The organism is Nonomuraea maheshkhaliensis, from assembly GCF_039529435.1.
GTDB classification, from domain to species: Bacteria; Actinomycetota; Actinomycetes; order Streptosporangiales; family Streptosporangiaceae; genus Nonomuraea; species Nonomuraea maheshkhaliensis.
Genome location: NZ_BAAAMU010000116.1, coordinates 1 through 20,544, shown reverse-complemented (window position 1 = coordinate 20,544; position 20,544 = coordinate 1). Strand labels below are relative to the sequence as shown.

At 72.1% G+C, this 20,544-nt stretch carries 23 protein-coding genes; 9 read left to right on the top strand and 14 right to left on the bottom strand.

What is annotated here, in order from left to right:
• Positions 1 to 28: 28 nt before the first annotated feature.
• From ABFX54_RS44850 to ABFX54_RS44835, 4 genes are all read right to left on the bottom strand, one after another.
• A complete protein-coding gene (locus ABFX54_RS44850) occupies positions 29 to 1,285 on the bottom strand; it encodes an APC family permease (protein WP_346113101.1) in 1,257 nt (418 codons plus the stop codon).
• An 88-nt stretch (positions 1,286 to 1,373) separates the two neighbouring features.
• Positions 1,374 to 1,832 carry a universal stress protein gene (locus ABFX54_RS44845; protein WP_346113100.1) on the bottom strand — a complete coding sequence of 153 codons (459 nt, stop codon included), beginning with the start codon at positions 1,830 to 1,832 and terminating at the stop codon, positions 1,374 to 1,376.
• 71 nt (positions 1,833 to 1,903) lie between these two features.
• Positions 1,904 to 2,524, bottom strand: coding sequence for a DUF998 domain-containing protein (locus ABFX54_RS44840; protein ID WP_346113099.1), 621 nt, complete (start codon positions 2,522 to 2,524; stop codon positions 1,904 to 1,906).
• A 239-nt stretch (positions 2,525 to 2,763) separates the two neighbouring features.
• Positions 2,764 to 3,696, bottom strand: a complete 933-nt coding sequence (locus ABFX54_RS44835; RefSeq protein WP_346113098.1) for an anti-sigma factor RsbA family regulatory protein — start codon at positions 3,694 to 3,696, stop codon at positions 2,764 to 2,766.
• Positions 3,697 to 3,881: 185 nt separating this feature from the next.
• Between ABFX54_RS44835 and ABFX54_RS44830 the strand changes: the two genes are divergently transcribed.
• Complete coding sequence (locus tag ABFX54_RS44830) at positions 3,882 to 4,436, top strand: DUF1707 SHOCT-like domain-containing protein (RefSeq protein ID WP_346113097.1); 555 nt, start codon at positions 3,882 to 3,884, stop codon at positions 4,434 to 4,436.
• Here the strand turns inward: ABFX54_RS44830 and ABFX54_RS44825 are convergent.
• Positions 4,406 to 5,518: an aromatic ring-hydroxylating oxygenase subunit alpha gene (locus tag ABFX54_RS44825; protein ID WP_346113096.1), complete on the bottom strand. Its 1,113-nt coding sequence runs from the start codon at positions 5,516 to 5,518 to the stop codon at positions 4,406 to 4,408. The two genes, ABFX54_RS44830 and ABFX54_RS44825, sit on opposite strands and share 31 nt — an antisense overlap.
• A gap of 62 nt (positions 5,519 to 5,580) precedes the next feature.
• Positions 5,581 to 6,672 carry an FAD-dependent oxidoreductase gene (locus ABFX54_RS44820; protein ID WP_346113095.1) on the bottom strand — a complete coding sequence of 364 codons (1,092 nt, stop codon included), beginning with the start codon at positions 6,670 to 6,672 and terminating at the stop codon, positions 5,581 to 5,583.
• 51 nt (positions 6,673 to 6,723) lie between these two features.
• Between ABFX54_RS44820 and ABFX54_RS44815 the strand changes: the two genes are divergently transcribed.
• Together ABFX54_RS44815 and ABFX54_RS44810 are read left to right on the top strand one after the other, a co-directional pair.
• Positions 6,724 to 7,287 (top strand): TetR-like C-terminal domain-containing protein, encoded by a 564-nt coding sequence (locus tag ABFX54_RS44815; RefSeq protein WP_346113094.1) that lies wholly within the window; start codon positions 6,724 to 6,726, stop codon positions 7,285 to 7,287.
• Positions 7,288 to 7,376: 89 nt separating this feature from the next.
• A complete protein-coding gene (locus tag ABFX54_RS44810; RefSeq protein WP_346113093.1) occupies positions 7,377 to 7,751 on the top strand; it encodes a hypothetical protein in 375 nt (124 codons plus the stop codon).
• Between the two features lie 230 nt (positions 7,752 to 7,981).
• Here ABFX54_RS44810 and ABFX54_RS44805 read toward each other — a convergent pair whose 3' ends face one another.
• A complete protein-coding gene (locus tag ABFX54_RS44805; protein ID WP_346113092.1) occupies positions 7,982 to 9,154 on the bottom strand; it encodes a glycosyltransferase in 1,173 nt (390 codons plus the stop codon).
• A gap of 23 nt (positions 9,155 to 9,177) precedes the next feature.
• On the opposite strand from ABFX54_RS44805, the gene ABFX54_RS44800 reads away from it, so the two are divergent.
• The 3 genes from ABFX54_RS44800 to ABFX54_RS44790 are packed head-to-tail and all read left to right on the top strand — an operon-like array spanning position 9,178 to position 14,581.
• Positions 9,178 to 9,996, top strand: a complete 819-nt coding sequence (locus ABFX54_RS44800; RefSeq protein ID WP_346113091.1) for a PIG-L deacetylase family protein — start codon at positions 9,178 to 9,180, stop codon at positions 9,994 to 9,996.
• 49 nt (positions 9,997 to 10,045) lie between these two features.
• Positions 10,046 to 11,101, top strand: a complete 1,056-nt coding sequence (locus tag ABFX54_RS44795; protein ID WP_346113090.1) for a lysylphosphatidylglycerol synthase domain-containing protein — start codon at positions 10,046 to 10,048, stop codon at positions 11,099 to 11,101.
• Positions 11,102 to 11,155: 54 nt separating this feature from the next.
• Complete coding sequence (locus tag ABFX54_RS44790) at positions 11,156 to 14,581, top strand: ATP-binding protein (protein ID WP_346113088.1); 3,426 nt, start codon at positions 11,156 to 11,158, stop codon at positions 14,579 to 14,581.
• A gap of 52 nt (positions 14,582 to 14,633) precedes the next feature.
• Here ABFX54_RS44790 and ABFX54_RS44785 read toward each other — a convergent pair whose 3' ends face one another.
• On the bottom strand, positions 14,634 to 15,152 hold the full coding sequence (locus tag ABFX54_RS44785) for a hypothetical protein (RefSeq protein WP_346113087.1): 519 nt from the start codon (positions 15,150 to 15,152) through the stop codon (positions 14,634 to 14,636).
• A gap of 167 nt (positions 15,153 to 15,319) precedes the next feature.
• Between ABFX54_RS44785 and ABFX54_RS44780 the strand changes: the two genes are divergently transcribed.
• Positions 15,320 to 15,847, top strand: coding sequence for a DedA family protein (locus ABFX54_RS44780; protein WP_346113086.1), 528 nt, complete (start codon positions 15,320 to 15,322; stop codon positions 15,845 to 15,847).
• A gap of 28 nt (positions 15,848 to 15,875) precedes the next feature.
• Here ABFX54_RS44780 and ABFX54_RS44775 read toward each other — a convergent pair whose 3' ends face one another.
• On the bottom strand, positions 15,876 to 16,574 hold the full coding sequence (locus ABFX54_RS44775; RefSeq protein ID WP_346113085.1) for an alpha/beta fold hydrolase: 699 nt from the start codon (positions 16,572 to 16,574) through the stop codon (positions 15,876 to 15,878).
• Positions 16,575 to 16,615: 41 nt separating this feature from the next.
• Positions 16,616 to 16,816: a YegP family protein gene (locus ABFX54_RS44770; RefSeq protein WP_346113084.1), complete on the bottom strand. Its 201-nt coding sequence runs from the start codon at positions 16,814 to 16,816 to the stop codon at positions 16,616 to 16,618.
• 176 nt (positions 16,817 to 16,992) lie between these two features.
• On the opposite strand from ABFX54_RS44770, the gene ABFX54_RS44765 reads away from it, so the two are divergent.
• Positions 16,993 to 17,763, top strand: a complete 771-nt coding sequence (locus tag ABFX54_RS44765) for a D-alanyl-D-alanine carboxypeptidase family protein (RefSeq protein ID WP_346113083.1) — start codon at positions 16,993 to 16,995, stop codon at positions 17,761 to 17,763.
• Positions 17,764 to 17,856: 93 nt separating this feature from the next.
• On the opposite strand, the gene ABFX54_RS44760 is transcribed toward ABFX54_RS44765, so the two are convergent.
• Positions 17,857 to 18,477 carry a hypothetical protein gene (locus ABFX54_RS44760; RefSeq protein ID WP_346113081.1) on the bottom strand — a complete coding sequence of 207 codons (621 nt, stop codon included), beginning with the start codon at positions 18,475 to 18,477 and terminating at the stop codon, positions 17,857 to 17,859.
• Between the two features lie 222 nt (positions 18,478 to 18,699).
• Here ABFX54_RS44760 and ABFX54_RS44755 point away from each other — a divergent pair, with 222 nt between their 5' ends.
• Positions 18,700 to 18,996: a hypothetical protein gene (locus ABFX54_RS44755; protein WP_346113080.1), complete on the top strand. Its 297-nt coding sequence runs from the start codon at positions 18,700 to 18,702 to the stop codon at positions 18,994 to 18,996.
• 6 nt (positions 18,997 to 19,002) lie between these two features.
• On the opposite strand, the gene ABFX54_RS44750 is transcribed toward ABFX54_RS44755, so the two are convergent.
• From ABFX54_RS44750 to ABFX54_RS44740, 3 genes are all read right to left on the bottom strand, one after another.
• Positions 19,003 to 19,440, bottom strand: coding sequence for a group II truncated hemoglobin (locus ABFX54_RS44750; RefSeq protein ID WP_346113079.1), 438 nt, complete (start codon positions 19,438 to 19,440; stop codon positions 19,003 to 19,005).
• 41 nt (positions 19,441 to 19,481) lie between these two features.
• Complete coding sequence (locus ABFX54_RS44745; protein WP_346113078.1) at positions 19,482 to 19,727, bottom strand: DUF4235 domain-containing protein; 246 nt, start codon at positions 19,725 to 19,727, stop codon at positions 19,482 to 19,484.
• An 84-nt stretch (positions 19,728 to 19,811) separates the two neighbouring features.
• A partial coding sequence (locus tag ABFX54_RS44740) for a serine aminopeptidase domain-containing protein (RefSeq protein WP_346113077.1) occupies positions 19,812 to 20,544 on the bottom strand: 733 nt, incomplete at its 5' end.

Here is a 20,544-nt window from a genome sequence, read left to right as displayed (position 1 = left end):
TAGGGGGTCATCATCACCGCGCGGTTCGTCATGAGGACATCGTACGCCGTCGCCGCACCGCGTAGATCACCCATCCGACGGCGAACACCGCCAGCCCGGCCAGCACCGACGTGAGCGGCAGCGTCGCCGCCAGCACCAGGCACAGCACCAGCCCGAGCACGGGGACGACGCGCGGCGGCGCCCCCTCCTCGCGGCCGAGCGTGAGCGCGGAGGCGTTGGCGACGGCGTAGTAGACCAGCACACCGAACGAGGAGAACCCGATCGCCCCGCGCAGGTCGGCCACCAGCAGCAGCACGATCACCGCGGCGCCCACCGCCAGCTCGGCCCGCCTCGGCACCTGCCGCACCGGGTCCACCGCGGCCAGCACCCCGGGCAGGTCGCGCTCGCGCGCCATGGCCAGCACGGTGCGGGAGACGCCGAGCAGCAGCGCCAGCAGCGCGCCGAGCGCCGCCACCGCCGCGCCGACGGTCACGGCAGGCGTCATCCAGCCGAACCCGGCCTGCCTCACCAGGTCGGACAGCGGCGCCGGGGACCTGGCCAGCAGCTCCGGCTTCAGCGCGCGCAGCGCGGCCAGGGCGACCAGCAGGTAGACGACCAGCGTGATGGCCAGCGCGATGCCGACGGCCCTGGGGATGGTGCGGGCGGGGTCGCGCACCTCCTCGCCGAGGGTGGCGATCCTGGCGTATCCGGCGAAGGCGAAGAACAGCAGCCCGGCCGCCTGCAGCACACCCCACGGACCTGGCTCGACCAGTGTCGGCTCCGGTGTGTAGGAGAACCAGCCGACCACGTCGTCGCCCGCCAGCCCGGCCACGACCACCCCGGCGAGCACGGCCAGCACGAAGACCACGATCGCCCGCGCCAGGCCGGCCGAGCGGCGCACCCCGAACAGGTTGAGCACCGTCAGCACGACCACCGCGGCGACGGCGGCCGGTCGCTCGCGCCCCGGCAGCACGTAGGCGCCGAACGTCAGTGCCATGGCCGCGCAGGAGGCGGTCTTGCCGACCGTGAAGCCCCAGCCCGCGAGGTAGCCCCACAAGGGCCCGAGGCGGCGCCTGCCGTAGACGTAGGTGCCGCCGGACTCGGGGTAGAGGGCGGCCAGGCGGGCCGAGGAGGTGGCGTTGCAGTAGGCGACGACGGCGGCGAGCGCGAGCGAGACCAGCAGCCATTCGCCGGCGGCCGCGGCGGCGGGGGCGAAGGCGGCGAACACGCCCGCGCCGATCATCGCGCTCAGGCCCACGACCACCGCGTCGGTGGTGCCGAGCCGGCGCGCCAGCTCCTCCGGCATCGTCCCTCGCCTCCTCCCGCCCGTCAGGAGGAACCCACTCTGCCCTATCCACCGACAGATCCACACCAACGCCGGATGAACGTCCCGGTCAGTCGTCCTTGTCGGCGGCCGGCACCACCAGCACCGGCCGGCGCGCGTGGTGCAGCACCCGGTCCGAGGTGCTGCCCAGCAGCAGTGAACGCACCCCGCCCAGCCCTCTGGTCCCGGTCACGATGAGGTCGGCGTCCAGTTCGTCGGCCACGTCCACGATCGTCGACCAGACGGCCACGGAATCCGGCTCGCACCGGGGCGCCGCGTCCAGCCCCGCCTGCCTGGCCAGCTCCGCCCCCTGCCGGGCCAGCGCGGACATCGCCTCGGCCACCGCCTCGTCCTCCGCGCCCGTCTGGTCGAACGTCATCATGAGCCCGGCCGAGGCGCGGGCCGTGGTCATCGCCACGCGCTCCCACACGGTCAGCACGACCGCCTGCCGCCCGGGGAACTGCCGCCCGGCGAAGGCGATGGCGGCCTTGGCGTCGTCGGAACCGTCGTACGCGATCAGAATCGTCATTTTCAGCCACTCCACAAGAGGTTCGGAACCTGACCTCTATCCCGGACGGCGGCTTTCACGCCTGCTGATCGTCAGGCCAGTGCGGGCGCGACCTCGCGCCGGGCCCGCGGCCTGAGCAGCGACAGCCCGGCCAGCGCCAGCACGCCGAGCTCGGTGACGACCACGACCCGCTGGGTGAGCCCGGCGGGGATGTCGTCGTTGCTCAGCGGGATGCCGAACATGCGCACCACGTACGGGACCACGACCAGCAGCAGGGCGCCCAGGGCCAGCGCGCTGAGGATCCGCAGCGCCTTCGCGTACGGGATCTTCGCCCTGGCCAGCAGCATCCCCGCCGCCGGCATCACCAGGAAGGCGGCGAACGCGGCGTAGCGGTGGATGCCGCCCGACAGCGACAGCGGCACGCCCGGCCTGTCGGTGGGGAAGGCGCCGACCAGGAACATGCTCGCCCCCCACAGCAGCAACAGGGCCACGATCCAGCCGCTCGCCCCGGACCGGCGCAGCGCCTCGGCGATCAGCGCCGAGCCCACGGCGAACAGGGTGAGCGAGGCGGGCAGCAGCCAGCCGGCCGACTGCCAGACGTACTCGCTGATCACGCTGTGCAGCGGGTCCAGGTTCGATCCCGCGTGCAAGGTGAGCATGGCGCCGCTTCCCGCGCCGATGGCCGCGAATCCCGTGACGAGCAATCCCTTCATGCCTTTTACGCTCGCGGAACGCGGCTTTTGCGAACATCGGAGATGGGCCCGAAGCGGCCCTGAAGGTTCCCTTAATACCTTGGTCGGAGCAAGCCCTGGGACCGGCGGCTGACCTGCGCGGACGTGACCCCGAGTAGGGCCTGCCCCCTCAGGGTGGGGGCGGCGGCCCCGACCCGTCCGACGGCCGGGGTGCGCGCCGGGCGCTTACGGGCAGACGGCCTCGATGCGCGCCGGGACGCTTACGGGCAGGGGCGGGCGGGGTCGAAGTAGACGCGGACCGTGGTGGCGCCGGCCCTGGTGTGCACGCGTACGAGATCGCTGAGCAGGTTGACGATGAGCAGGCCGCGCGAGCCCGCGGTGCGCGGATCGACCGGTTCGCGGCCCGCGAGCGGGTCGGTGATGTGGCCCGCGTCGCTGACCTCGCACACCAGCCGCCCGTCCTCGGCCCACACTCGCAGCGTGCCCGCGCCGCCGCCGTGGTCGAGGCTGTTGGCGCCCAGCTCGGCCACCGTCAGCCGGATGTCGTCGAGGCGGTCGGCGCCGAAGCCCATCGCGGCGGCCTCGCGGGCGGCCAGGCTCCGCGCCGCCGACAGGTTGCCGTTGTCGAAGCGCAGCGACACGAACGCCTCGGGTTCGTCGAGCGGCCGGTTGTGCCCCTCGATCACCAGCTCGGGCGCGTAGTCGGCGCTGTCCCATTCGCGGGAGGCGTCACGCAGCACCGGATGGGTGCGCGCCGCCTCTTCGAGCACGTCGGAGGTGAGGCCGTCGAGGTCGTACGGGCACAGGATGGTGGCCCGCCGGCCGCTGAACGCCAGGTTGATCAGCGCCTCGTGCTGGGCGCAGGCCGGATATTCGGCCGCGCTGCGGCCCGGCCAGATCGGCTCGCCGATGATGCGCACGTGCCGGCCGGGATGCCGGTCGGCGAACTCGCGCAGGACGCCGGGGATGATCCGCCCCGGGTTGCGCCCGGCCTCCGTCATGTCGAGCAGCAGCACCCGGCCCGCATCCGCCCCGAGCGCCGTCTCGATCAGGGCGAGATTGGCGGCGGGCACGGCGACCGCCACGGGCTCGCCCTCGGCCAGCCCTTCGCGGACGAAAGCCGTGGTGGCGGCCACGTATTCGGGTGCGCCCCGGTAGAGGAGTGCCGGGTGCGCGAACGGTTTCGCCGACATCACCAACCACGCTACCCAAGGTTGATGAATTCCCGGCAATCCATTGGGGTACCTAATGTGGTGTGAAGAGAGTCCAGCTCGTTCGCCGCCCCCGTCCGGTCCGTAACCCCTATCCCTCCCTCGACCTCCGCACCCCTTCAGGGCGACGGCTCCCCTTCTGAGCCGCTCGACCTTATGCTCGGGACATGTCGGAATTGCAGATGAGAGTGTCCGACGAGGACCGGGAGCGCACCGCACAGCAGTTGCAGCGCGCGTTCACCGAAGGTCGCCTCAATCAGATGGAGCTCGAAGACCGGCTGGAGATCGCGCTGTCGGCGAAGACGTACGCGGACTTGCTGGGCCTGATCGACGATCTGCCCAGCGAGCAGCCCGCGACCGGCGACGTGGTCGAGCTGGAGTCGAAGAACGGCAACCTCAAGCGTTCCGGCGACTGGAACGTCCCACGCCGGCTGCGGGTGTCGTCGAAATACGGCAGCGTCGAGCTCGACCTTTCCGAGGCCGTCATCGCCCATCCCGTCGTGGAGATCGAGCTCGACCTCACCTACGGCTCCGGCAAGATCATCCTGCCGGAGGGCGGCGTGGTGGACGTCGACGGCTTCAGGAGCGACTGGGGCAGCACCAACACCTCCGCCGTGCCGAGCAGGCCACGGCCCGGCGCCTTGCGGGTGGTGATCACCGGGCGGGCGAAATACGGCGGTCTCACCGTGCGCTATCCGCGCAAACGCTGGTTCACCCATTGATGGAAGAGCGAGATGTGGTGCTCGCTGGGCACCAGGACCCCGCCCTCCTCGTACGCCCGTGACGACATGCCCGGCTGGGTGCGTTCACAGGCGTCGAAGTCCTGCGCGTTGACCCGGTGGAACAGCTCGACCGACAGCGACAGGTCGGCCCCCGAGGCGATCACGTCCGGGTGGTAGAGCCAGTCGCACTCCACCACGGTCCTGTCCACGGCCATGGGGATCATGCGGTGCAGGATCACGTGGTCGGGCACCAGGTTGACGAACACCTGCGGCTTGACGGTGATCGCGTAGTAGCGCCGGTCCTGCTCCTCGGCGACGTCGGGCAGCTTGCCGAACCCCGGGCTGCCGTCCACGGTGAACCCCTCGGCCCGCGCGGCGAACTCCGCGCCGTGGCCGACGTAGTACTGCGCCGCGAAGCCGCCGGCGAACTCGGGCAGCACGGCGGTCAACTCGGGGTGGATGGTGGCGCAGTGGTAGCACTCCATGAAGTTCTCGACGAGGAGCTTCCAGTTGGCCTTGACGTCGTAGACGATGCGGCGGCCGAGCGCGAGCTCCTCGACGTGGTAGCGCTCGATGGCGGCGGGGTCGCCGAGGCGTTCGGTGGCGGCGTACATGACCTCGTCCTCGAACGAGGGCGGCTCGGCGGCCAGGCAGACCCACGCGTACCCGAGCCATTCGCGCAGGTGGACGGGTGACAGGCCGTACTGGACGCGGTCGATGTCGGGCATCTTGGCCAGGTTGGGCGCGGCGGCCAGGCGGCCGTCGAGGTCGTAGGACCAGGCGTGGTAGGCGCACCTGATCGTCCGCTTGACCTCGCCCGCCTCCTCGGCGCACAACCGCGCGCCGCGGTGCCGGCAGACGTTGAGGAAGGCACGTAAGCGCTGGTCGCGCCCGCGTACCACGATCACGTTCTCCCTGCCGACCTGCACGGTCTTGAACGCGCCCGGCTTGGGCAGGTCGTCGGCCCTGACCGCGCAGAACCAGAGATCTTCGAAGATCCTGGCCTGCTCGTCCGCGAAGATCGCGGGGTCGGTGTAGGAGCGTCCTGGCAGCGTGGAGATCAAGCTCGACGTGGTGGTCAACCGACACCCCTAGTTGCGTATTACGCACCGAGTTGCTCTATATGCGTCATAGTCGGGCGGCCTCAGGGGGCTGTCAAGAGGTAGTTGCTGTAGCGGCGCAGCAGCCTCGCGTACACGCCGCTCATGAGCCCGTCGGGCAGCAGCCCCGCGAACGGCCGCTGCATGTCGGTGAGCTCGGTCCCGGCCAGCCTCGCGGGCCTGCGCACCACCCTTGACCTGGCCTTCTCGTACGCCCGCAGATCCCCGATCGACCCGCTGAGCACCCACGCGTCCTCAAGGGCCTGGTTGGCGCCCTGGGCCATGGTCGGGGGCATGGTGTGGGCGGAATCACCGGCCAGGGTCGTCGGACCTTTGCCCCAGACGTCGCGGATCGGCTGCCGGTGGTGCGGGAAGAAGTCGACGTCCGTGAGCGTGGCCAGGATGCCGGGCACCGGCTCGGCCCAGCCGCCGAAGCGTTCGCGCAGCCGCGGCACCACCTCCTCGTCGCCTGCCCAGAACGGCCCGCCGGGCGCCGCCCGTACGTCGAACCACCACAGCAGCCGCCCCCTCCCCGCCGGGATCAGCCCGCACAGCCCCGCGCCGCCCGCGATCATCACCGCCCTGCGCAGCTCGGTGAGCGCGGTGGGCATGGTGGTGAACCCCTGCCAGGTGACGAACGGGCTCAGCGTGGCGGAGTCCTCCCCCCACAGGGCGGCGCGCACCACGGAACGGCGGCCGTCGGCGCCCACGAGCACGTCGCCGCGCACCGTGCGGCCGTCGGACAGGCGGGCCTCGGCCCGCTCGGGCGTCACGTGCTCGGCCCGCGCCCCGTAGGTCACCGGGATGCCGTCGGCGAGCAGCTCGACCAGCTCGTGGCGGGCCACGTGCACGACGGGGTAGCCGTAGCGGCGCTCGGCCACGGTGAGGTCGAGGGTGAGCAGCCGCCTCCCGCCGGAGGCCCACGACTCCAGGGTCTCCAGGCGGCGGCCCACGCCCGAGCAGTCGACCTTGAGCCGCTCCAGGATGGCCGTGCTGCCGGGCCAGAGCGTGACGGAGCCGCCGGCCGTACGCGGCTCGGGGGCCTCCTCGTACACCTCGGCCTCGTGTCCCGCGTTCAGCAGGCCGCGCGCCAGGGCGAGCCCCGCGACGCCCGCGCCGATGATGATTACCCTCATAGCAACCCCTGATTAATGAGACTCTCAATATCAGATACTAGGAGTATCACAATGTCTGCGCGCGGTCGCAAGCCCGACCCCACGGTCGACACCCGGATCAGGCAGGCCGCGTCCGGGCTCGTGCTGACCCACGGCTTCGACTTCACCATGGACGACGTCGCGGCGGCGGCAGGCGTGGGCCGGGCGAGCGTGTTCCGCCGCTACGCCACCAAACGCGACATGCTGCTCGAAGCCATCGCGGGCCTGATGAACACGCACGTCGCCATCCCCGACACCGGCTCACTGGAGGGCGACCTGCGCGTGGTCATCTCCGACACGCTCGCCCTGTGGCGCCTGCCCGGCCTGTCGCGCACGGCCAGGCAGGTGTACGGCGAGGCCGGCCGGGACCCCGCGGTCGCCGAGCTCATCCGCACCAGCATGCGCAGCCGGATGGAGCGCTCATGGGTCGTGTACGAGCGCGCGATCGAACGCGGCGAACTCCCCCCGAACGCGGATCTGTGGATGCTCACCGACATGTTCGCCGGCTTCGTGACCTACCGGGGGCTCCTGGATCTTCCGCTGCCCGAACCGGAGGAGATCGTGCAGGTCCTGCTGCATGGCTTTACACCGAGTTGATGTCCTTGGTGTTAGTGGGGTGCAAGTGACCGTCAAGGGAGGACCCATAATGTTCCCTTCGTTAGCTCAACCTACGAAGGGCACAGAAAATGACACCCCCTCGTCGTCGCCTCGCCGTCGCGGGCGCGACGCTGACTCTTGCCGTGCTCACCACCGCCTGTGGTGCGATCGGCCAGGCCGTTGACTGCAACACCGCCGCCAACGACGCGGCCAAGATCGCGACCGAGTGGAGCTCCGCGGTCACCAAGGACGCCGCCAACGCGGACGCCGTCGAGTCCGCCTCGAAGACCGCGGAGACGAAGACCAAGGAGCTCGCGGGCAAGTACGACGGCGAAGTCGCCGCCGCGCTCAACGACCTCGCGGACGGCTTCGGCTCCATCAAGGGCGGCGACCTGAGCAGCATCACCGAGTTCAGCGGCAAGGTCAACGGCTTCACCAGCAAGATCACCGCGGCCTGCTCCTGAGTGGGCTCGCGGTCGCCGTCAGGGCCTGTGGGGGGCAGGACCGCGGCGGCGGCCGCGTCGGGTCCGGCGTCATCTCCGCGATGACGCCGGCCGTGGCGGGGTGAGACGTTCCGCGGCGCGCACGGGGGTGAGCGCCGCCCGTCTTCCGCCCACGGACCCAGGGCCACCGCACGCGAGTGAGCGCCCTCGCGCTCCTCGCGCGGCTGCCCTTCTCCATGCCCGGGGCGGGTTTACGCCGGGCCGTGGTGCGGGCGTTCGGCGCGGGCCTTCTCGTACGCCGCGTCGAATCCCGCCAGCACGGCCGGCCACGAGCCCGCGGCCGGGGGCGTGCTCCTGTTGTGCGCGGCGATCGAGGCGCGCAGCCGCGCGTCCGCGCACAACCGCGCCACCGCCCGTGCCAGGTCGCCGAGCGTGCGCCCGAGCAGCCCCTCGGTGCCGTCCTTGACGAAGTCGGCGACCCCGCTCTGCGCCCTGGCCACCACGGGGACGCCCGCGGCCCTCGCTTCGAGCGCCGCGATCCCGAACGACTCGCGCGGCGCGGGCGCCACGAACACGTCGGCCGAGCCCAGCAGCTTGAGAATCTGCTCGCGGGTGTAGCGGCCGGGCAGCGAGACCCAGCCGGACATGCCGTGGCGGGTCAGGAAGCGCTCCATCTGGCCCCGGGCCGGCCCGTCGCCGACGATCGTGGCCCGCATCGGGATCCCGCCCGGCACGCGGGCACGGGCCGCCTGGAGGAGCCTCAGCAGGCGTACGGGCTGCTTGCGCGGCGCCAGCCGGCCCACCGCGACGATGTGCACCTCACGCCCCTCCTCCCGCGCGCCAGAAGCCCGTTCGTCCGGCCCGCCGGGAGACGGAGCCCCGCCGTCCCATCCCACGGAAACCGGCGCCCAGCCCGACAGGTCGAGGCCGTTGGAGACGACCCGCACCGGCACCTCGGGGCCCGCGACGGCGCGGATCGGGGCCGCGGCGGCGTTGCTCACCGTGGTGGCCACCAGCCGCCACCGCTGCCAGCCGAAGGCCAGCCGAAGCAGCCGGTAGAGCAGCCGCGTCACCGGGTCCCACATGCTGTGCACGGTCACCACGCACGGCACGCCCGCGCGAAAGGCCGCGCGCACCCCCATCCACGCGAACGGCGAGACCGCGCCGGTGTGCACGTGCACCACCTCGGGCCGCCCCGAGGTGATCCAGCGCGTGAGATGCCCCACGCCGAAGGGATGCACGGGCAGGTCGAACGGCATCCGCGCGACGATCCTGCGCACGCCGGGCAGCGGCTCTCCCCTGGTCGCCGTGGCCACCGAGACCTCGTGCCCGGCCTGCCGCTGCATACGTACGAGATCGGCCACCTGGACCTCGATCCCCCCGAGTCGCGGCAGGTAACAGTCGCTCACGTGAAAGATCCGCACGCCTCCCACACTAATCTGGGCGTGTGCCTCCACGTACCGCTGTGTTCTTCCACGCTCACCCCGACGACGAGGCCCTGCTGACGGCGGGCACCATGGCGATGCTCGCGGCCGAGGGGCATCGGGTGGTGCTCGTGGTGGCCACGGCCGGCGAGCGCGGCCTGGCCGAGATGGAGCCGGGCGACGAGCTGGGCGAGACCAGGCTCAAGGAGCTGTACGAGTCGGCCGCGCTGCTCGGCTGCGCCCGCGTCGAGTGTCTCGGCTACGGCGACTCGGGGCTCAGCCCGAAGGGCGGCGTCGCCGACGAGCGGCCCGACAACGCCTTCATCGACGCCGACACCGAGGCGGCCGCCAAGGCGCTGGCGGCGATCCTGCACGAGGAGCGGGCCGAGCTGCTGGCGATCTACGATCCTGCGGGCGGCTACGGGCATCCCGACCACGTGCAGGTGCACCGGGTGGGCAAGCGGGCGGCCGAGATCGCCGGCACGGAGATCGTCCTGGAGGCGACGGTCAACCGCGATCCGCTGGTGCGGCTGCTGAAGCTGGCGGGCAGGTTCTACCGGTTCCCGCCGGAGTTCGACGTACGGACGTTCGAGAGCGCGTACTCGCCGGGTGAGACGATCACCCATCGGGTCAATGTCCGGAAATATACGAAACAGAAGCGGGCGTCCATGGCCGCGCACGCCTCCCAGGCCAGCGGCGGCGACAGCGACCGCACGCTCGCCGTGATGCTGAAGGTCCCCCGCCCGATCTACCGCTTCGTCTTCGGCACCGAGTGGTACGTCCGCCGCGACCTGCCCCCCGGCGCCCGCCTCGGTCATCCGTTCGACCGGTGGCCGAAGTAGTACTCAGGGTTGACGTGCGCGCGGCCGCGACCCGGCAGACTGGACCCCGATGAAGAACAGATGGCTCCAGATCCTCCTGTCGGCGGCCTCGCTCGGCCTGGCCGTGCTGCTCATGGTCTACCTGCCGCAGATCGTGCGCGTGCTGACCGGCAAGGACGTGTCATGGGCGCAGGTCGGAGCCGTCTTCGCCGCGCTCGGCGGGGGCGAGGTCGCGCTGATGGCCGCGGTCTGGCTGCTGAGCCTGCTGGCCTACACGTTCGTGCTGACCAACTCCCTGCCGGGGCTCAACAACCTGCAAGGGCTCACGCTCAACGCGGCGGGCAGCGCGGTGAGCAACCTGCTGCCGTTCGGCGGCGCGGTGGGGGTCGCGGTGTCGTTCGCGATGACCAGGGGCTGGGGCTTCGGCAACCGGGCGATCGTGGTCATGACGCTGGTCAGCGGCATCTGGAACACCTTGTTCAGGTTCGTCCTGCCGGCCGTCGGCATCATCGCGCTGCTGATGGCGGGCAAGGCGGCCAACCCGACCGTGGCCAACGCGGGCTGGACGGGCGCGGTCTCCATCCTCGTGCTCTGCGCGATCGTGGCCGCGTCCCTCTACTGGCAGCGCGCCGCTGATCTGCTCGGCAGAGCCCTCGACGGCCTCACCCGGCTGCTGCGCCTCAAGCTCGACGCCTCCGGGGCCTTCCACCGGCTGCGCGCCGACACCGCCGGCATCGTCAGGACCAGATGGCCGGGCCTGTCGCTCGGCATGGTGTTCTTCCTCGGCTTCCAGTGGGCGATCATGGCCGTCTGCATGCAGGCCACCGGCGCCTGGCCGGGCCCTGCCGAGTCGATCGCCGTCTTCGCCCTGTCGAGGGTCCTGACCAGCGCTTTGATCACACCCAGCGGCGCCGGCATCATGGAGAGCGGGGTGGCCGCGCTGCTGATCGCGTTCGGGGTCGACTCGACTCCCGCCATAGCCACCGCACTGCTTTTCGGCTTCTGGACTTACACTATCGAGATCCCGTTCGGCGGCCTGGCACTGGGCGCATGGGCGCTCCTGCGCAGGCGCAACGGCCGGAACGCCGGCGCGGAGCCCCCGTCCGCGATCTCGAAGGCCACCTAGTGACAATCCCAAACCCCTCAAAGACCTTGTGCGTGATTCGTAGGCCCGCATAGCGTGGCGGCTGACATGGTGGCGTTCCGAGTTCTGGGGCCAGTCGAGGCGTACGAACACGACGACGAACTCGACCTCGGCGGGTTGCGGCAGCGGGCCGTCCTCGCCCGGCTTCTCGTGGCCCGAGGTCAGGTCGTGCCCGTTGACACGCTTCTCTACGATCTGTGGGACGACGACGCGGCCAAGGGCGCGCAGTCGGGTCTGCAGGTCTACATCTCCCGCCTGCGCCGGGTGCTGGAGCCCGGCCGCCCGCGCGGAGGGCCCAACCGCCTGCTGGTGACGGTCGCGTCCGGCTACGCCCTGCGCGTGGCCTCCGAACAGGTCGACGCGCTCAGGTTCGAGCAGCTCGTACGGGCCGCGGGCGAACATCTCGAGGAGAGCGATCCGCAGTCCGCCAGAGGCCGCCTGGAGAAGGCGCTGGGCCTGTGGCGCGGCACCCCCTACTCCGACTTCGCCGACCAGGCGTGGGCGGAGGCCGAGGTCAACCGGCTGACCGAGCTGCGCCTGGTCGCGCGTGAGCGGCACGCCGACACCGGCCTGCGGCTCGGCCTGCACGCCGAGACCGTGCCCGACCTGGAGGCGCTCACCACCGAGCATCCGCTGCGCGAGGAGGGCTGGCGGCTGCTGGCCCTCGCCCTCTACCGCTGCGGCCGTCAGGGCGACGCGCTGGCCGCGCTGCGCCGGGCCAGAAACATCCTGGCCGACGAGCTCGGCATCGACCCTGGCCCCGCGCTGCGCAAGCTGGAGTCCGACATCCTGGCCCAGGCGCCTGAGCTGGAGCTGGCCCCGAGCGCACGCCCCGCGCGGCCGGCCGCGCCGGTCACCGACACCTGGCCGCCGCGTCCCGCCGCGCCGGTCGAGCCGCCGCCGCTGGAGCCCGAGCCGTTCGTCGGCCGGGACGCCGAGGTGGCCAGGCTGACCACCGCCGCCTCCCGCACGGGCAGGTTCCAGGTCGCGATCGTGACCGGGGTCGCGGGCGCGGGCAAGACCACGCTGCTGCGCCAGCTGGAGAGCAGGCTCGGCGCCGACGGCTGGACCACCGCCTCCGGCGCCTGCCCCGACTCCAGCGCCACGCCGCCCGGCTGGGCCTGGGTGGAGATCCTGCGCACGCTCATCGGCATGACGGGCGCGGGCGAATACACCCAGTTGCTCGCGCCGCTGCTCGACGACGCCGCCCCCGACCCCGACGAGGACGAGGTGTCCGGCGGGTTCCGGCTGCACCGCGCGGTCGGCGGCTATTTGGCCGGGGTGGCGCGGCGCGGGCCCGTGCTGCTGACGCTCGAAGACCTCCACTGGGCCGACGACCAGACGCTGGCCCTGCTGCGCGCGCTGCCGAGCCTGCTGGCCACCAGCAGGGTGCTGCTCGTGGTGACGTGCAGGGAGAGCGAGCTCGACGACCGCCAGTCCGACGTGCTTGCCGCCCTGGCCCGGCTGAGCCCCGTGCGGGTGGGCCTGTCAGGGCTCGATCCGAAGGCCGTGGCCGAGCTGGTCAAGGCCACCTGCGTACGCGAGATCGACGAGGACGCGGTCGAGTCGATCGTCGAGCGCACCGGCGGCAACCCGTTCTTCGTCCGCGAGACCGTGCGCCTGCTCGACTCCGAGGGCGCGGCCGACCGGGCCAGCGCCACCGAGGTGCTCTCGCGGGTGCCCTCGGGCGTGCGCGACGTGCTGCGGCGGCGCATCTCGCGGCTGCCCGCCGGCGCCCAGCAGATCCTGCTGCAGGCGGCGGTGATCGGGCGCGACGTCGACCTCGACGTGCTGGTGGCGGTGGCGGTCGACGAGGACTCGGTGATCGAGGCCGTCGAGGCGGCGCTGCTGGCCGGGCTGGTCACCGAGCCGGGCCCCGGGCTGCTGCGCTTCGACCACGACCTCGTCCGCGACACGATCTACTCCGACGCCTCCCGGCTGCGCCGCACCAGGCTGCACGCCGAGGTGGGGGCGGTCATCGAGCAGCGCACGCCGTCCGACGTGGCGGCGCTGGCCCACCACTACTTCCTGGCCGACGCGGCCGACAAGGCCGTCCACTACGCGGGGCTGGCGGCCGAGCAGGCCGAGCGGCGCTTCGCCCACCGCGAGGCGGCCAGCCTGTGGGAGCAGGCCATCGCCGCGTTCGACCGCTCGCGCGGCGACGAGTCCAGGAAGGACGAGCAGAGCGGCGAGCAGCGTCCTGAGCGGGCCAAGGAGCGGCTGCGGCTCATGCTGCGCCAGATCAGGGCGCTGGCCCTGTGCGGCGACATGACGGCGGCCCGGCTGCTGCGCCGCCAGGCCATGGACGCCGCGCTGCCGCTGGGCGACCTGGAGATCACCGCGAAGGTGGCGGCGTCGCTGGCCGTGCCGCACAAGGGCATGGCCCGCGACTTCACCCGCACCGCCTGGGAGATCGTGGACGTCACCGAGAAGGCGCTCATGGAGCTGCCCGAGGGTGAGCAGCGGCTGCGGGCGAGCCTGCTGACCACGCTGGCGCTGGAGCTCGAAGGCTCCTCCTCGCCCGAGCGGGGACGCCAGGCGTCGCTGGAGGCGCTGGAGCTGGCCCGGCAGAGCGGCGACCCCACGCTGATCGCGGCGGCGCTGAGCGGGCGGCTGCGGCAGTCGTACGACATCCCGGCCGTCGACACGCGCGAGAGCATCGGCAGGGAGCTGCTGGAGGTGGCCCAGCGCTCCGGGCAGATGGCCACCCAGGCGCTGGCCCACCTGGTGCTGCTGGAGTGCGCGGCGGCCCGCGGCGAGTTCGCCGTGGCCGACGAGCACGCGGCCGCCGCCGACCGCCTGGCCAGGCAATACGACCTCTCGGCGCCCGCTGCGGTGGTCGTCTGGTACACCGGCCAGCGGCTCATGATCAGCGGCGACTACGAAGGCGCCGAGCGGGCCTACCGGGAGGCGGCCAGGATGACCGCGCGGGCGGGCATGCTGGAGGGCCGCCAGGACCTCCCGCTGATCACCACGTTCTGCCTGCACCTGGTGGCCGGGCGGGCCGCCGAGACGGTCGACCTGCTGGCAGAGAAGCACCAGCAGGGCGCCAAGTGGACCCTCGACGCCTACGCGCTGGCCCTGGCCTCGGCCGGCCACGTCAACGACGCCAAGGCCGTGGCCGCCACCAGGCCGCCGGTGCGGCCCGACTTCCTCTACGAGCTGGCCATGACCTGGCGGGCGCTGGCCGGCATGCTGCTCGACGACCGCGAGCGCATGGTCGACTGCTACGACAAGCTCAAGCCGTTCGCCGACCGGGTGGCGGGCGCCGGCACCGGCGTGGTGGCGCTGTGGCCGGTGGCGCTGACCCTCGGCGACCTGGCCATCCGGCTCGGCCAGCCGGACGCGGCCCGCGAGCACTACGAGAAGGCGCTGGAGGTGGCGGAACGGGTGGGCGTGCCGCGCTGGGTGGAGGCGGCCAGGCAGTCGGTCAGCAGCTCCCTGGGCAACGGCCGCTCCTGACCGGCCGGGCGGCCGGTCAGGAGATCATCAGGGAACGTGGTCGGGCGGCCGGTCAGCAGGTCACCTGGAAGCGGTCGCTCTTGATCGGCTCGGCGCCCTGGACCTTCAGCTCGACGCGGTACCAGCCCGGGTTGCCGGTGACCCGGAGCCGCCACTGGACGGTCTCCTCGGCGGCGGCGGTGCCGTCGTGGTCGGACAGGTAGGTGCGCCAGGTCTTGGTGGCCGGGCTCCAGCGGGTCAGCCGCCAGCGGTAGGAGACGCCCTGGGTGGGGTCGGGGTTGATGAGCAGGCTGCGGGCCACGTACGACTTGACGCAGCCGGCCTGCCCGTCGGCCAGGGTGTTCACCGTGACCTCGCCCGCCACGGGGGCGGTGGTGATCTCCTCGGTGACGGGCACCTCGCGGGCCGCCAGGGTGATCGTGGTGGCGGGGCCGGACGACACGGCCGCGGAGCCGGCGCTGCTGTAGGCGGAGAAGCCGACGTACGCGCTGGTGAAGGCGAGGGCCGCGATGAACAGCTTGGCGGCGTTCGTGGTTCCACTGGCCAGGACGGCTGCGCTTCTGGTCGGCATCGTCAACACCCCTTTTACTCACCCTTAGAGTGGGGCCGGGTGGTTGAGTCCTGGTTGTCGGTCGGTTGCACCCTTTGCGGAAGGCTTGCAACCCGGTGTGGCACCGGATGCCTCGCTGAAATAAGGTAAGCCTGACCTAAGGATCGTGGAGGGGTGGTGGGCCGGCCATGTGGCGCGCGATGATCGCCGTCCCCGCTCCGACGGAGCCGTTCTTCCTGGGGATGCCCTACTGGCTCGTGGGCGCCATCCTGATCCTCGCCCTGTTCGGCGCGTTCCAGGTCTACTACTGGGTCGGCCGCAGGCTGGGCGAGAAGCTCTACGACTCGCGCGTCGGCGTCAGGCTCGGCCGCGACCGCATCGCCAAGATCGAGCGCGTCGTCGAGCGCTGGGGCGCGCTCGCCGTCTACGGCTGCTTCTGGGTGCCCATGCTGCGCCACACGCTGCCCTGGGTCGCGGGGGCGCTGCGCGTCTCCTATCCCTGGTACGTGGTCGCCAGCGCGCTGGGCTGCCTGACCTGGGCGCCCATCTGGTGGTTCGGCCTCACGGCGCTCGTGTGGGGCTGGCTGGAACTGGCCGCCCGCTCACCGATGACGGCCGCGGTCGCGGCGGTGGCTGTGATCGCGCTCGTCGCCTGGCTCACGGTCCGGCGCCGGCGCCGCCGCCGTGCCGCCGAGGACCAGGCCCTCGCCTCCTGATCCGGCCGGCGAAGGAGCCGGCCTGTAGTCAGTCCCCGGCCGCTTCGAGCAGGATCCGCGCCAGTTCGCGGGGCCGGGAGAACATCGGCCAGTGGCCGGTGTCCATCTCGACCAGCCGCCAACGCTCGCCGGCCAGCAGCTTGGCCACGTCGTCGGCGGGCTCCGCGTCGGCGAGCAGGCACAGGACGTACGTCGCGGGAAGTTCGCCGAGTGGCCGGGTCAGCACGGCCGGCTCGGTCAGCGTGGCGCCCGGGTGCGGGGTCGAGCCGGCCACGATCCGCGCGATCTGCTCATCGGTGAGGCCGTGGCCGTCGAAGTGGGCCGCGGGCGCGGGCGGCCAGAATCCGCCGTTCCCGGCGAGCACGGCCCGCATCTCCGCCCCGCCGTCCGGCCAGGCGGAGACGAACGCCTCTCCGTCGGCCGGGACGCTGGAGTCGACGAAGACCACGTGGGCGAGCCGGTCACCGATCCGCTCCGCGGCCTGGCCGACGGGGATGCCCGCGTAGCTGTGGCCCACCAGGACGACGTCACGCAGATCGTGGCGTACGACCTCGTCCACGATGTCCTGGACGTGCGTCCGCTGCCCGGCCGGCACCCCCCGCTTGTCGGCGAGGCCGGACAGCGTCAGCGGGTGGGCGCCGTGGCCCGCCGCGCGCAGACGGGGCACCACGTCGTCCCACGCCCACGCCCCGAGCCGCGCGCCCGGGACCAGTACGAAATTCGCCATGATCGCACCGTAACGGAGCTTCCCGCCGGGCGGCACTCTCGCTAGGCGCTCTCGATCTCCTGGCCGTTCGGGTCCTCGATGGGGGCGCCGGGAGCGTTCCTGCGGACGGTTTCTATGCCGTTCACGCATGCCACCTTGCTCGGGAAGCCCTCCCCCACCGCCAGCGTCTGCCCGTTGTTCGCGATCAACGCGAACCGGTATCCGCCCTGCTCATCCCTACTGATGATGAATCTTCCTGCCATGGTGGCCTCCCCCCGCCATATCGGATCTATCAGAGATTTACCCCCATCTGATGCCGCCGCATGGACGTGTTGAGCAAACGAAGCCTCGATCTCCTGTCACCATATTGGGCATGCGTATTGCGGGTTTGATCAGTTCTGCGGTGGTCGCCGTGGTTGTGGGGGTATCCGCTCCCGCCATGGCCGCGGAGGCCCCCAAGGTGGGCGCCAAGGAGGCGTACGTCATCGATTCCGCCGGAACGGTCCACTTCGGCCGGCGGGAGACGAAGCGGGTCCCGGTGGCCAGCCTGGTCAAGGTCATGACGGCGTACGTCGTGCTGCGCGAGGCACGGCTGAGCGACACGATCACGATCAGCGCGACCGACGTCAAGTACGCCGCCCGCGGCGGCGCCGCCACGGCGGGACTGAGGAAGGGCGAGCGGTTCACGGTCAACGACCTGCTGTACGCGCTCATGCTCCCCTCGGGCGCCGACGCGGCCAACGCCCTGGCCCGGCACTACGGCCCCGGCAAGGAGGCGTTCATCGCCAAGATGAACCGCACCGCCCGCTCGCTCGGCCTGACGAACACCCGCTACACGAACGCGGACGGCATGCCGACCCCGGCCAACGGCGGCTACTCCACGGCCCTCGACCAGGCCAAGCTGGCGCAGCACGCGCTGGCCGACAGCACGTTCACGGCGGTCGTGGGCAGCAAGACGCACAAGGTGAGCAAGACGAAGGTGCACAGGAAGCACACCTGGACCAACACCAACAAGCTGCTGTCACGGGCGGACGGGGTGCTGGGCGTGAAGACCGGCTACACGAACGCGGCGGGGCACTGCCTGCTGTTCGCCGGGGAGCGCAACGGGCGCAAGGTCGTGGGTGTCCTGCTCGACGACCAGAACGAACGCCGCTTCACCACCGCCGAACGCCTCCTCGACTACGCCGAAGAACAGATCGCCTTCGGCTGACCGGCCACGTGGCCTGATCCCGGCCGGCCGGAGGTGCCCCACCGGTGCGGCCGGACCCACCGACGTGAGGTCGCGAACCGGTGTGGCCGGGGGTCAGCCGAAGGTGATGCGGCCGTCGCCCTGGAGGGCCGACATGCCTCGGGTGGCGCAGCCGAGCAGGGCGGTGGCGGGTGAGATGCCGCCCTGGACGCGTTCGCCCACGAGCCACCCCGCCGCGACGTCGCCGGTCAGCAGGGTGTCGGCCGGGCGCTGGGCCACGAGGCGGTCGGCGCGTACGCGCAGCCTGGAGGTGCCGACGGGACGGCCGTCGGCGCCGAACCAGGTGATCACCGCCCGGCCCCGCACCTGACGGGCGCTGGTGCAGGACGCGTGCGCCCCGGCCTTCACCACGGCCCAGCCCGAGCGCAGGAACGCGGCCGAGCCGTCGGGCGAGGAGCACCCGGTGAGCTCCAGGTTGGCCCGCGCCGTCACCCGCCGCGGGGTCAGCCCGACCTTGGGAGCGAAGGTCACCGGCCGCCCGGCCGGCGTCGAGACGGCACACGTCAGCGCGGCGGCCGGCGCGGACACCGTGGCCAGCAGTTCTGTGGCGGGCGCGGACATCGGGGCCAGTGACGGAGTGGCCGACATCGGGGCCGGTAGCGGGGTGGCGGGCATCGGGGTCAGGAGGGGGGTGCTCGCCGCCGTGGCGAGTGCGACGATGCGGGCCGCGTTCATGGGTCCCCTTTCGGCCGCCGGACATTCGCGCGGAGTAATCGACCGTTCACATTGTGCAGCATCGACCGGCCTCGTTCGACCCCCTCGGCGAGCGAGCGCACGAGTGCTGACCAGGGGTGCACGCCCGCCATGCTCAGTATGTGGACTTTCCCGGCGAAAGACCGCTCACAGTACGTTCGGCGGGTAAGGTGAGGCCGTCACTCCCCCATTAAGGACGACCTCATGGCGGAATTCTTCGAGGTCCGCACCACGATCGGAGGCCGCGAGCAGGCGGCGGAACTGGCTCACGGCATGCTCTTCTCCGGCCTGGCGACGTCGATCGACATCGCCGAAGTGCCGAACGCGGCGCCCGGCCGCGAGGCGCCCGGCTGGCAACTCACGTTCATCGCGACCGGACCGCAGGTCGCCGCCCTGGAGCGGCACATCAGGCACGCCTCCCCCGACGCGCCCGTCGAGGCCGAGCCGGTCACCCACGACATCGACAGCTGTCCCGCCTGGCTCACCGACGGCCAGACCTGACCGCCTTCACTCCCAGTCCCAGAGCGGCACCTCCCGCAGGGGATGGAGCTGATCGTCGGTCTCGGCGTGGGAGTTCTGCTTGGCCACCTCGGTGCCGAACTCCACGTGCGAGCGCAGGGCGGCCCGGAACGGCTCGTCGTCGGGCAGGCCCGCGCGGTCGGCGGCGGCCATGTACAGCTCGACGAAGCGCAGCCGCTGCTCCTCGGTGATGCGCAGCCCCCGATGGGCGCGGATGAGCAGCGGGAACCCGCCCATTTCAGTGGAGAAGGTGTCGGGGCCGCCGAAGGTCTCCGCCGTGAAGGCGGTCAGGTGATCGACGTGGGTGGCCCGGCCCGTGCCGAAGAGCGGCTGGAGCAGCGGGTCGGCCAGCAGGCTGCGGTAGAAGATCTCGATGAACTCGTGCAGCTTGTCCTGGCCGCCCGCGTGCTCGAATAAGGTCTCCATGACTCCAGGGTCACACGCACAAGGGGGGCGGGCCAGGCTTTCTACCGACCCCGGCGCTGGAAGGCCCTGGCGCCCGTACGCTGCACCGCGGCCCTGACCAGGCCGAAGATCGCGCCCTGCACGGCCGCCGCGACGAGGACCTCCGTCCAGCCGCGATCGAGGTCCTCGGCGTCGGGGGCCTCGTCCTGGCCGGTGGCCAGCGTCCACACCCGCTTGGCGAGCGCGACCGCGAGCGCGCCGCTCACGAAGCTCATTCCCAGCGCTGTGGCCTTCTCTAGGGGCTGCATCCCATCTCCTTACGACGATCTGGTGTGTGCCCGTGCCCCGTGTCACGCTTCTAAACGCCCTCCCCGCCCCAGCGCATGCGGCGGTCAGGAGGGGATCGTCCGTTCCGTGCCGGGCCGCCGGGCCGGGGCGGCGTCGAGGGTGCGGGCCAGCCAGCCGGCCACGAGGGTGAGCACGCCGGGGTCGACCGGCTCACGCAGAAGGCGACGGTAGGAGCTGAGCGTGGGGCGCCCGGGGTCGCGACGCAGGAGGTGGGTGAGGTCGGGGACGCGGTGGATCTCCGTACGGCCCGGCACCAGGCGGCGCACCACGTCCAGATCGTCGGGGTCGACCTGGATGTCCTTGTCGCCGGTGACGGCCAGGACGGGCACGCGGATGGCGGCGAGGTCGGCGCGGGTGTCGTGGACGAACAGCTCACGCATCCACCGGGCGTTGACCGGGGCCCCGGCGACGCGGGCCACGTCCGTACGGGTCTTCTTGATCCGGGCGATCAGGCGGCCGGCCAGGGCGGGCAGCAGCGCTCGCAAGGGGGCGGGCAGGGTCTGGGCGACCGAGCGCGCCTGCCCGCGCAGGGCGTCCTCACCCGATCGCGCGTAGCCCGCCAGCAGCACCGCGGCACGCGCCCCGTGGTGCGCGGCGAGCGCCATGGCGTGGGTCGCGCCCTCGCTGTGACCGACGACGCCGACAGCCTCGGGCCGGACGGCGGGGTGGCTCGACAGCGCGCGCAGGGCTGCGGCGGCGTCCTGGCGGTTGCCGGTGAAGCCGGCGGGGGGCCAGGCGCCCCACAGCCCCGTGCCGCCCACCCTGCGGGCGGCGCTC